This is a genomic window from Microcoleus sp. A003_D6 (genome assembly GCF_036702825.1).
Lineage (GTDB): Bacteria > Cyanobacteriota > Cyanobacteriia > Cyanobacteriales > Microcoleaceae > Microcoleus.
Window position 1 is genome coordinate 35,071 of record NZ_JAUBWA010000054.1, and the last position, 11,300, is coordinate 46,370.

Sequence of the window (11,300 nt, forward strand, 5' to 3'; positions counted from 1 at the left end):
ATTGCGCCGAAAGCGCAGCGCACTTTACTGCTAAATAGAATCCGGGTCTATTCCCATCTCCCGCAAGCGCGCCGCCAGTCTGTCAGCTTGCTGCAATCGAGATTGTTCTTGTCTGATTAAATCTTCGACAAGTGGGGGAGATAGAATTTGATCCACCGATAAAACCAAATCGGGAAACTGCAAAGACACGATGTTTTGCCCTGGCACAAAATTCGTTTGTTCGTAAGCAGTCTCATTTTCTGGTAAAGTTACAACTCTGACCCTCATCCGGTTAGGTTTCGGGTCTGCCATCCAATATTCCGGCACTCCAGCATTTTCGTATTCGGCTCTTTTTGTCACGTAATCTTGACGCTCGTTTTGGCTGACAACTTCAACAATTAACACTGGCGTTTCATCCAAATCGAAAACACCAGCACCAGGTCTGGCAAGCAGTTGTTCCCAAAGACTTTGAGTGCAAACAATCACATCAGGAATGCGCGAGGAATTCTCTTCGGTTCTCACTCCCACATTAGTTTTTGCCACTAAATCGAGATTGTGTTCAGCTAAGTAACGCTGCAATCTATAAACTAAGAATTCGCAAATGCTTGCGTGTAAAGCCGTTGCTGCTGCCATCGGTATTAATTTTCCCCTGTGAAGTTCGTAGAGAACGTCAGGTTCTCCCTCATAGACAAGATATTCTTCAAAAGTTAAAGTTGGCGAAGCATCAACTCGATCGGTTTCCGAAACAGGTAAAACAGACTGAGACATATTTATCTGCGCTCCGGTTTGAGTTCTCTTAATTAATTTTACACTTTATAATAAGCTGTTCGACATTTAAACCACTAACGAGGCCTGTAGGGTGCGTCAGCTAGAACACTTACTAAGCAAGGGAAACAAGATAGGGCTGACGCACCCTACAATACTATTTTAAATGCGTAACAGCTTATAGATAGGACTTACGAATGGGGGCCCAGAAACCGGGTTTTTTTACGAAAATATTTCGTTGCAGCCCGCAGATTCGGTAAAAAACCCGGTTTCTTTGTCGGAGTGCGTAAGTCCTGATAGAATTTGATAAGAAAAAACTAAAGTCATAACTATGAACTTAGCTTAAAAGGTTACCCGATCGCGCCATCTCTCTAAAATCTTGTCGCCAATGCCCTGAACCCGCGCCACGTCGTCCAAAGAGGTGAAAGGTTGCTGTTGCCGCGCTGCAATAATTCTCTCGGCTAACTTCGGGCCAACCCCTGGCAAAGTTTCTAATTCTTCCTGAGTCGCGGCATTCAAATTAACTAACTTTTTACCCGCCGCAATTTGAGGTTGAGCATCCGCAGATTTTGATGCTGCTTGTAGTGAGTCGCACTTTTTTTTCTTAGCGTCAATTTTTTGTTTGATTCGGGCGGGAATTCCCAAGATTGCACCTTTGTAAAGCCGATCGAACTCCCGCTCAAAATGGGCCGCAACTGTGGGACTCTCGATCGCCAGCAGCGTCTCGTCATTCCCGTGATTTGCAGCCTCAGTCCAGTTGTGAGAACCTGTAAGCACCGTTTTGCCATCCACAACGCCGAATTTGTGGTGCAGGCGATCGCCCATTGGTAATAGCGGCACTCCCACCGCAGTCAGCGGCTTTCTCCAAGGGCGATTGTCAGCTTCTAACCGGCAATCTTCCATGAAAGTCGCACCCATCATATCCAAACCTTCACTGTACGAGCGATAAATAAAATTAGAGTCAATCAAAGCTCGCACCGCAACTCCCCGCCCAGCTTCAATTTCCAGAGTATTTGACAACCGCTGAGCCGAAAATACAAACAGTGCCAAATCAACCGACTTTTTCGCACTGCCCAAAGTTCGATTTATCAAACTGTTAACGCTTTTTTCCCACGGAAAAATCTTGGAAGTCGGCGAAAATTGCACCGCAACAGTCGCATTCCCTACTCTCACTTTTTGTACTTGACGAAACGGCTTTTTGATGCCAAATTTGCTGTTCGGTTTGCCTCCGGGCCCGTCGCCCCACATGATGTTAAATTCTTGAGTAAATAGTTGCGCTAATTGAGCATTTTCTATCTTCAGTAAATTGTTGGCATTGCCGCGACTTGCTGCTGTTTTGAAATCGCCGTGTATATCGCTTGTTGTAAAATTAGCAGAAGTTACGATTACTGTTTTGCCGTCAATTACTACAAATTTGTGGTGCATCAAACCGCTGCCTTTACTGCCGTCAGCAGTATCGTCAATTACAGGAATCCCGGCATCCTTGACAATTACCAAAGCATCGTTTTGCTTGATTTCATCGGTACTCAATTTACCGTCTTTATTGATATCGGCAAGTTGCAGAAATTCGCTGTAACGATCGCGCTCTCTTTCGGGTAATTTCGCTAACTCCTGGGCTGTAAAATCGCCAGGGGGGCGACTGTACAGATGTTCGACAATTAATCTAACTTTAATTCCCGATCGCTGCCGATCGGCCATCACTCGCGCAATACCGGGCAAGCGAAACTCCTGAACCGCTACATCTACCGTCGATCCAGCATTAGCTACCGCAAAAGCGACCAACTTTTCTAAATCATCTCCAGGTCTCGTTTGCTGGCGGTAAGGCTCTGTATAACTCGAAGCGATCGACTGATTGAAGTATACTTGCAACAAGGGGTCTTGAGGCAGCGGAGCCGGACTGGGAGGTAAATTCTGCACGTCTTGCTTTGTTTGTCCGCAGCCCGCCAGATCGATCGCCAGCAGCCCAGCACAACACAAACCCAGTAAATGATAATAAAATACAGTCACAAAAATTTAAAATTATTGAGGTTATTGGCTCACCCACAGTTCAAATATATTCGATAAAGTAAACTTAGAACCTATTAAATTTATGCAAGGGAATAGATTTTGCGTCTTGTAGGACTGCCTCGATGCCGGAAGCATCACTGGTAGGGTAGCAGCATTCAGGGGCGTGGGTCAAACCCGATACCGCTGCTTTATGGCTAAAAGAAAAAGAATTTTTCAGTGCGGTCACAAAGGATATGGTAAAGCGTGCCATCGCTGCACGCAAGAGTTGGTGGCGCAGCAGCATTACGTTGAAGTGCTGGCAGAAAAACAAACCAAAAAACAAGAGAGGGAAGCATCATTTGCTAGAGATATCATCGATCTCAGAGGTCTGCCCGACCACGTAGTCACTAAAGCCCGCGCAATTATAGCAGCTTTGGGCGAAAATAAGAATTACAGAGATTTCGGCGGCAAACGCCTGCGTCACAACCGTTTGATCGTGAGTATTCCTGTAGGGCGCAACTACAGAATGCTTTGTGAAGATTGCGGCACTTTCTTAATTCCCCAAAAAGTTTTGTCGCACGAAGACTACAACGTCTGCAAACCAGGAAGTCATTAGTCAGTTGGCAGTTGGCAGTTGGCAGTTGGCAGTTGGCAGTTGGCAGTTGGCAGTGGTCATTAATGCCTTTAGGATACGTGCTTTATTCATTTCATTTGGTAGTCATTCATTCATTATTAGTTCGTCATTTAATTAAAGCAATGCAAATTTACCTCGACTATAGCGCCACCACGCCCACACGCCCAGAAGCGATTGAAGCCATGCAAAAAGCCCTGACTCAGCAGTGGGGAAATCCTTCCAGTTTGCACGAGTGGGGACAAAGGGCGGCGACAGCTTTAGAATTAGCGAGAATGCAGGTTGCTAGCTTGATTAACGCGCTACCGGAATCGATGATTTTTACCAGCGGTGGCACTGAAGCGGACAATTTGGCAATAATGGGAGTTGCCCGTCTTTATACAAAGCCACAACATATTATTATCTCCAGTGTAGAGCATTCCGCAGTAGCAGAACCAGCTCGACAACTCGAACATTTGGGATGGGAAGTGACGCGCCTACCGGTGGATAAATTTGGGCGAATTCACCCTTGGGATTTGCAAGAGTCGCTGCGATCGCATACAGTGTTAATTTCCATCATCTACGGACAAAGCGAAGTTGGGACGCTGCAACCAATAGAAGCATTATCGCAAATTGCGCGCGATCGCAATATCCTGTTCCACACCGATGCAGTTCAAGTTGCCGGCAAACTGCCAATTGACGTGCAGAAACTGCCCGTAGACTTGCTTTCGCTTTCCAGTCACAAACTTTACGGGCCGCAAGGTGCAGGGGCGCTGTACGTGCGTCCAGGACTAGAATTAGTGCCAATGTTCGGGGGTGGCGGGCAAGAGTTGAAACTGCGTTCAGGGACGCAAGCGCTGCCCGCTATCGTTGGTTTTGGAGTGGCGGCGGAATTGGCTTTGCAGGAAATAGATGTGGAAACGCCGAGATTAATTGAATTGCGCGATCGGCTTTTTGACCTATTAGCTCATGTACCCTGTTTAGTACCAACTGGCGATCGATATTACCGACTGCCGCACCACACCAGTTTTTGCATACTCTCCCCATCCTGTCGCCCTTACCAAAACAGAGATACAGAGCAAATCACAGGCAAAACTCTGGTGCGGCAGCTAAATTTAGCCGGAATTGGCATTAGTTCCGGTGCCGCTTGTAGCAGCGGCAAACTAACTCCCAGTCCGATATTATTAGCAATGGGATATGACGAAATCGGCGCAGTTGGTGGAATTCGCTTGACTCTAGGACGAGAAACCACAGAAGCTGATATTGATTGGACGGTAATTGCGATCGAGCAAATTTTGGATAGATTAATGCCCAAAGTAGCATTATCCAGACGTTAAGATAAACCGCCAACCAAAATAACGGTATTTATCCGCGTTCATCCGCGTACATCCGCCAACATCTGCGGTCAAAATCATAAAAAATCAGAACCAAGCCCAAAAACCCACCCGCAATCATGATAAAATCAATTCCGGTGTTATTCACAACTCCCTACAATGGAAGAAAACCGCGCCCAAGCCTACTTAGAACTAATTCACACCCTGCTGAATTGCCCCAACGGCGAAGAGCCCCAGATATTACAAGATAACTCAGAATTGTTGGATGTCGAATTTCTGGAAACTTGCGAGTTGGTAGCCGAAAAAATGGCACAGCAAGGAGGGCAAAACGGCGCTAATTTCCTGCGGAATCTGATCGGCCAGCTAGCACAATTAATCGATATCAATGATGGCGATAACTCCGCAGGTGAAAATCCCCAAGAGTATGGAAACTTCATTTTAGAATTATTGCAAGCAGAAGATGGTAGCAATAGCAATACAGCAGTAATTTACCAGATGCTAGCTGAACGAAAACATCTCCTAAATGCTCGTTTTTCTGACATTTTAGAGCAAGTAATGCAGAGATTAATTGGTGGCGAAAATGCACAAACTATTGACTCAATAGTCAGTATCGTTGAAGACTTGACCATTAATATTAGTAATTTTCCCGGTGGGAATAGAGCGAATAATATTGAAATTGCCATTGCCGCTTATCAACTTGTTTTAAATAATAGGCAACCGGGAAGCGAAAAGTTTGCTCAAACTCAAAACAACTTAGCTGCTGCCTATATTACCAGAATAAAGGGTTCGCGGGCCGAAAATGTGGAAATGGCGATCGCCCTTTATGGCGCTGCTTTAACAGTCTACACCCTTGAGGCTTTCCCGGAAGATTGGGCAATGGCTCAAAATAACCTAGCTGCTGCTTACGCAAACAGAATCAACGGTTTGCGGGCGGAAAATCTCGATCGCGCGATCGCATTTTTTGAGGCTGCTTTAACTGTTCGTACCCGCGAACAGTTTCCTGAAGATTGGGCAATGATTCAATATAACCTAGGTAATGCCTATTATGACAGAATCAACGGTTCGCGGGATGAAAATCTCGAAAAGGCGAGATCGTTTTATGAAGCAGCATTAACAGTATATACCCGTGAGGATTTCCCTGAATATTGGGCAATGATTCAAAAGAAGCTAAAGTGAGGCCACCACGCACAATCTCAGAAACCGGGTTTTTTCCGATATCTTCGCCTCCGATTAAATATCTTCGCAAAAACCCGGTTTCTCGCCACCCATTAAACCAACCCCAAGTATGATAAAATAAAGTCCGGTGTTATTCAGAGTTTCCCACAATGGAAGAAAACCGCGCTCGACTCCAATCAGAAGGTGAATATTCCCAAGAATATGCAAACTTTATCCGAGAATTATTGAAGGTAGAAGAAAGCTATAGCGGTCTTCAAGGAATTTACCCGATACTAAAACAACGGCAACATCTCCTCAATGCCCGTTTTGCCGAGACTTTACAGCAAGTAGCCCAGACGTTAATGTCCCAAAATCCAGAAGCAATTGAGTTCATTGCCGCCCTAATTGAAAATTTGAGTATTCATATTAGTGATTTTCCCCTTGGCAGTAGAGCGAATAATATTGAAATTGCCATTACTGGTTATCAAATAGTTTTAAACAATCGACAACCGGGAAGCGAAAAGTTTGCTCAAACTCAAAATAACTTAGCTAATGCCTACTATTTCAGGATAAACGGTTCGCGGGCCCAAAATCTGGAACGGGCGATCTTTTATTACCAAGAGGCACTAAAAGTTCGTACTCGCGATGCCTTTCCTCAAGATTGGGCAACGACACAACATAATCTGGCGGCTGCCTACTATTCCAGGATCACGGGAGAGAAAGCAGAGAATATCGAATGGGCGATCGCATTTTTCAAGGCCGCACTGCCAATCCGCACCCGCAATGACTTTCCCAAACTATGGGCTGAGACCCAAAATAATCTAGGAGAAGCTTACCGTCACAGAATCAGGGGAGAGAAAGCAGACAATATCGAACAGGCGATCACTTTTTATAATGCCGCACTGGAAGTCTACACCAGTGATGACTTTCCCAAACTATGGGCTGAGACTCAAAATAATCTAGGAGAAGCTTACCGCGAAAGAATCAGCGGAGAGAAAGCAGACAATATCGAACAGGCGATCACTTTTTACAATGCCGCACTGGAAGTCTTCACCCGCGATGCTTTTCCCGAATATTGGGCAACGACACAAAATAATCTGGCAATTGCCTACTGTCAAAGAATTAGGAAAAAAAAAGCAGACAATATCGAACAGGCGATCGCTGCGTACAATTTGGTTTTACAGATAAGCACTCGCGAGCACTTCCCGTTAGAAAACGTAGAAACTTTAAACAACCTGGGCTGGGCTTATCTGGCAAAACTAGACCACATTAACCAAGAAAAACTAGAAGACAAAAACCAAAAAGCAGCAACTCTCCAAAGTGCCTGCGATACCTTTAAAAAAGCCATAACCGGAGCCACAGAACTGAGGAAGTTAGAATCGCAAAATGAAGTTAAGCAAAAACACGACTTGCAGTGGGATAGACTCTACAAAGGCATGGTGCAAGTATGTCTCGATCGCGCCAGCAACCAAGAAGCACTAGAATATGCCGAAGCCAACAAAGCCCGCAACCTTGCAGAACTAATCGCCCAAAAACAGGAAATCCCCAAAACCCTAACACCGATCACCTTCAGCCAAATCACCCAACTCCTCACCCCCAACACCGCCCTGATTGAATGGTACATCACCGACGAAGAAATCATCACCTTTGTCGTCACTTACCCCGACGTGCTGACAGTGCATCGCCATCGTCAATGGCATGAATTAATCTATTTAGTTACTGAATATCGAGCCTCCTACAAAACAAGCAAAACCGAGTGGCAAAAACAACTTGCTACCTATCTCCAGCGCCTCGCCGACATCCTCCAAATCACCACAATCCTGCCGCCATAAACTACCAGCTTAATCCTAATTCCCCACTGGTTGCTGCACCTGTTCCCCCTCCACGCCCTACCCATAACTGACGGCGAATTCTTATTAGATAAATACCTCGAAGGCATTCAATACGCCCCCAGTTGCCAACTCCTGCAACAGATTACCATCCACCCAAATTTTGACCAACTCCTCGCCCTGCAAAACCCCACCTCCGATCTGCGCTACACCGATTTAGAAGTCGCCAGCATCGCCCCCAAATTCGCGATTAGTCAAATTCTCTCCGGCGATGAAGCGAGTAAAATAAATCTCCTAGAAAAGTATCTAGATCAGTTAGAAAACGCCCACTGCGCGCACTTTTCCTGTCACGGCTCCTTCAATCCCGACGATCCGCTAAAATCGTTTTTAATCTTGTCAGGCGGCATCATCCCCGGAGATCCCCCCCAGCCCCCCTTCTTAAGGGGGGAGCAAGAAGAAGAAGTTATCAAAGTCCCCCTTTTTAAGGGGGATTTAGGGGGATCGGATTTAGATGAATCAGAGCGCTACGTGGAATGGCGCGAAGGCAAAACAGCGGACATTAACAAATGCCTAACATTAGCAGACATCTTGCTACTGCAATTCAAACATTGCCGCCTAGTCGTGCTTTCCGCCTGCGAAACCGCACTAATTGACACCAACAATCGCTCCGATTATATAGGATTACCGACAGGATTTATCCACGCCGGTGCAATGGGAACCCTAGCGAGTCTTTGGGCTGTCAACGACCTCTCCACTGCCTTGATGATGGTAAAATTCTATGAATTGCTAAAACCTGGAGTTAGCATCGGTAAAGCCCTCCACGATACCCAGCGCTGGTTTAAGGCTGCCACGACTTCAGATTTGCTATCATGGGTGCAGGAATCGGATAGTTTCGATGGCGATCGGAAAGAATATACTGAAGAACTGCTAGGACGTTACAAGGAGGATGAAAAACCCTACGGCGATGTTTATCATTGGGCCGCGTTTTGTGCGATAGGCTTATAATCTATGTACAAATATTGTAGGGGCGGGTTCGCCAACCATCTCTGATAAAAACCAGAGATTTCATAAACCCGCCCCGGCCTATGATATAACGCATAATCTATCTGTACAATAGAATTGCGATCTAAATTTTTCGGTGGGGTGGGGGCGGGTTTTTACAATCCATCGGTGGGTGTCAAATATTTCGGCGAACCCGCCCCTACAGCACTTGGCATTATGCTACGATCGTGAATAAACAGGGTATAATTCAAGGAAAGATTTAATTCTATCCATGAAAACCGATAGCATATTTTACAACATCTTCCAAGAATTCCCCTTTGTGTTCTTTGCCCTTCTCGGCATATCCGCCGATAGCGCCAACCAATACCAATTCACATCCCAAGAAATCAAACAACTAGCCTTTCGCCTAGACGGTTTATTTCTACCAATCATCCCCGATCCTCAACTACCATTCTACGTTGTCGAAGTCCAATTTCAACCAGATCCAACTCTCTACTATCGTCTCTTTGCCGAACTATTCATCTATCTCAAGCAATACCAACCACCGCACCCTTGGCAATTGGTAGTCATCTACCCAAATCGGCAAACCGAAAGAGAAAGCAACATCCATTTTCAGGAAATGCTCGCACTCCCAAAAATCACCCGTATTTACATCGATGAACTAAGTGCATCAGAAACAGCATCTCTACCGATAAAATTGATTAAACTGGTAATCGAACCAGACAACACCGCCGAAAATTTTGCCATAGACTTAGCCAGACAAGCCGAAATCGAAATATCGGATATCACAGCCAGAGAGAACTTCATCAACTTACTAGAAACCATCATTGTTTACAAATTACCCCAAAAAACCAGAGAGGAAGTTGCCGCCATGCTTAGACTAAGTGACTTAAAGCAAACCAGATTTTATCAAGAGATTTTTGAAGAGGTACAAGCTGAAGCAGAAGCCAAAGCAGAAGCAGAAGCTAAACAGCGAAATAAAGTTGCTATTCTCAGAAATTTTAGTCGGGGATTAGCTATAGAAGATATTGCTACATTCTTAGACTTACCTGTAGCTGAAGTCGCAGCGATTATCACCGAAGCTCAAAAAGAACAAGCTGAGCAAGCCGAGCAAAATTAATCAACGTACACTAAAATTAGTAGGGTGCGTCAGTTGCGAAAACCCTGATTTTTCGTGCCAACCTAAGACTGACGCACCTTACAAGTGAATTGTTGACAAGCTACCGCAAAAATTCCGAGAGGAGATTGTCGCCCGCCATGTTTAGCCTAAGTGACTTAAAACACACCAGATTTTATCAAGATGTTTTTGCCGAAGGAAAAGCAGAAGCTAAACAACGAGAAAAAGCTGCTATTTTCAGAATGTTTAGTCTGGGATTATCTACAGAAGATATTGCTACAATCTTTGACTTACCTGTAGACGAAGTAGCAGCGACTATCGCCGAATCTCAAAAAGAACAAGCTGAACAAGGTGAGCAAAATTAATCAAACTACGGTTTGATTGAATCGGTTTCAAATTCAAGTAACATTCATTTGGAATTAAAATTTATGACGAAAAGCGTGATTTTCTCGGAAATATATGATGCGATTACCACAAGCCCGCAGATTCTTACTCCGCCATTTATTGAAGAATTGCTCAAGACTGTTTTACCTTTAGCCGAGTCTGATGCTGATGATAAAGTCGTTAAACAAGCGATTAACAACCTCTATCGAAATTTTACAGAGGTGAGAGATTTGATTGGCAATGTGAGAAAAAATCTCGATGATGTCGAAGCAGAAATCACACCCGGTTATGAAACACTCATCAATACATATCCCGATATCAAAAAACTAGAAGCAAGCTTGAAAAAACGCATTGACAAAGCCGATGCTAAAAATTGACCATCCCCAAATCTACATCTACAGCTATCAACTCAGCCAGAAAAGCCAAACCGAAGTCAACTCTATCTGGACTTGGGCTAATAGTATCTGGCAACATTTCAGCCCGGAAAAAGAGCTAATCTTTTCCCAAGCCAACCTCGGTTATCCCCTCACGAGAGCCAAGAAATTCTCGCATTCAAATAAAATTGATGGTTCCTTTAAGTTTTGCCGTCTGGATGATAGTGAAGGAATTTTAGCAAGAATTGGTAGCCCAGAAACCGATGAAAATAAAGATATAAATATCGCAGCATTAAAAGATTTTAATGTTAATAATCTCATGCTGGCTGATAGTTATGAAGATTGGCTGGGACAGACTATTTTTATTACCTACAAATTACAAACCTATCAACCTCCCACTAAAAAATACCTCCGCCAAGTTGCGGATGAATGTTTAAAGAATCTGTTCCCCGAAGCATCTGTGCGTCTACCTTTTTACCGCGATACTGAGTTACTGGGTTCTCCAATTTTTGAGTACAGTTCGCTCAAAAGTCAACTACAAGTCTTTGTTTATCTGGTTGACGATGAGATTGAGGAAAAATTAGGGCAAATTCTTCTACCTTTGTTTGAACTGTTTTATTGCCGCCATAAAATCACTACAGCTTTTCTGGATAGTCGCAAAAATTATGATTTACTCAAGAAACTCTATGGGCTCTCCTGACTTTATGGTGTATAATGTAACAAACAATACATTTGCTGTCATGGACTTTTATTTGGACTATATAT

The 11,300-nt window shown here is 44.4% G+C and carries 11 protein-coding genes; 9 read left to right on the top strand and 2 right to left on the bottom strand.

The genetic code is table 11. The features are described from left to right. Window positions 1-30: 30 nt before the first annotated feature. Both QUB70_RS16510 and QUB70_RS16515 read right to left on the bottom strand, forming a co-directional pair. On the bottom strand, window positions 31-747 hold the full coding sequence (locus QUB70_RS16510) for a Uma2 family endonuclease (RefSeq protein WP_332981955.1): 717 nt from the start codon (window positions 745-747) through the stop codon (window positions 31-33). A 339-nt stretch (window positions 748-1,086) separates the two neighbouring features. Beyond that, window positions 1,087-2,751, bottom strand: a complete 1,665-nt coding sequence (locus QUB70_RS16515; RefSeq protein WP_332981958.1) for a DUF655 domain-containing protein — start codon at window positions 2,749-2,751, stop codon at window positions 1,087-1,089. A 190-nt stretch (window positions 2,752-2,941) separates the two neighbouring features. Here QUB70_RS16515 and QUB70_RS16520 point away from each other — a divergent pair, with 190 nt between their 5' ends. The 9 genes from QUB70_RS16520 (at window position 2,942) to QUB70_RS16560 (ending at window position 11,235) form a co-directional block, all read left to right on the top strand. Continuing rightward, window positions 2,942-3,346, top strand: coding sequence for a DUF7682 family zinc-binding protein (locus QUB70_RS16520; RefSeq protein ID WP_332981961.1), 405 nt, complete (start codon window positions 2,942-2,944; stop codon window positions 3,344-3,346). Window positions 3,347-3,486: 140 nt separating this feature from the next. Next, on the top strand, window positions 3,487-4,677 hold the full coding sequence (locus tag QUB70_RS16525) for a cysteine desulfurase family protein (protein ID WP_332981972.1): 1,191 nt from the start codon (window positions 3,487-3,489) through the stop codon (window positions 4,675-4,677). A 156-nt stretch (window positions 4,678-4,833) separates the two neighbouring features. Next, complete coding sequence (locus QUB70_RS16530) at window positions 4,834-5,850, top strand: tetratricopeptide repeat protein (protein WP_332981964.1); 1,017 nt, start codon at window positions 4,834-4,836, stop codon at window positions 5,848-5,850. Between the two features lie 149 nt (window positions 5,851-5,999). Then, window positions 6,000-7,661, top strand: coding sequence for a tetratricopeptide repeat protein (locus tag QUB70_RS16535; RefSeq protein WP_332981966.1), 1,662 nt, complete (start codon window positions 6,000-6,002; stop codon window positions 7,659-7,661). A gap of 18 nt (window positions 7,662-7,679) precedes the next feature. Beyond that, entirely contained in the window at window positions 7,680-8,663 is a 984-nt protein-coding gene (locus QUB70_RS16540; RefSeq protein WP_332981974.1) for a CHAT domain-containing protein, read from the top strand. A gap of 268 nt (window positions 8,664-8,931) precedes the next feature. Next, complete coding sequence (locus QUB70_RS16545) at window positions 8,932-9,780, top strand: Rpn family recombination-promoting nuclease/putative transposase (protein ID WP_332981968.1); 849 nt, start codon at window positions 8,932-8,934, stop codon at window positions 9,778-9,780. A 137-nt stretch (window positions 9,781-9,917) separates the two neighbouring features. Continuing rightward, complete coding sequence (locus QUB70_RS16550) at window positions 9,918-10,142, top strand: hypothetical protein (protein ID WP_332981969.1); 225 nt, start codon at window positions 9,918-9,920, stop codon at window positions 10,140-10,142. Window positions 10,143-10,205: 63 nt separating this feature from the next. Beyond that, window positions 10,206-10,538 carry a hypothetical protein gene (locus QUB70_RS16555; RefSeq protein WP_332981970.1) on the top strand — a complete coding sequence of 111 codons (333 nt, stop codon included), beginning with the start codon at window positions 10,206-10,208 and terminating at the stop codon, window positions 10,536-10,538. Further along, window positions 10,525-11,235, top strand: a complete 711-nt coding sequence (locus tag QUB70_RS16560; protein ID WP_332981971.1) for a hypothetical protein — start codon at window positions 10,525-10,527, stop codon at window positions 11,233-11,235. The genes QUB70_RS16555 and QUB70_RS16560 overlap by 14 nt, the downstream gene beginning before the upstream one ends. Window positions 11,236-11,300: the final 65 nt, after the last annotated feature.

Coding starts and splice junctions, on each gene's coding strand:
- QUB70_RS16545 (WP_332981968.1), top strand. CDS start 8,932: ATGAAAACCGATAGCATATTTTACAACATCTTCCAAGAATTCCCCTTT.
- QUB70_RS16520 (WP_332981961.1), top strand. CDS start 2,942: ATGGCTAAAAGAAAAAGAATTTTTCAGTGCGGTCACAAAGGATATGGT.
- QUB70_RS16510 (WP_332981955.1), bottom strand. CDS start 747: ATGTCTCAGTCTGTTTTACCTGTTTCGGAAACCGATCGAGTTGATGCT.
- QUB70_RS16535 (WP_332981966.1), top strand. CDS start 6,000: ATGGAAGAAAACCGCGCTCGACTCCAATCAGAAGGTGAATATTCCCAA.
- QUB70_RS16550 (WP_332981969.1), top strand. CDS start 9,918: ATGTTTAGCCTAAGTGACTTAAAACACACCAGATTTTATCAAGATGTT.
- QUB70_RS16530 (WP_332981964.1), top strand. CDS start 4,834: ATGGAAGAAAACCGCGCCCAAGCCTACTTAGAACTAATTCACACCCTG.
- QUB70_RS16560 (WP_332981971.1), top strand. CDS start 10,525: ATGCTAAAAATTGACCATCCCCAAATCTACATCTACAGCTATCAACTC.
- QUB70_RS16525 (WP_332981972.1), top strand. CDS start 3,487: ATGCAAATTTACCTCGACTATAGCGCCACCACGCCCACACGCCCAGAA.
- QUB70_RS16555 (WP_332981970.1), top strand. CDS start 10,206: ATGACGAAAAGCGTGATTTTCTCGGAAATATATGATGCGATTACCACA.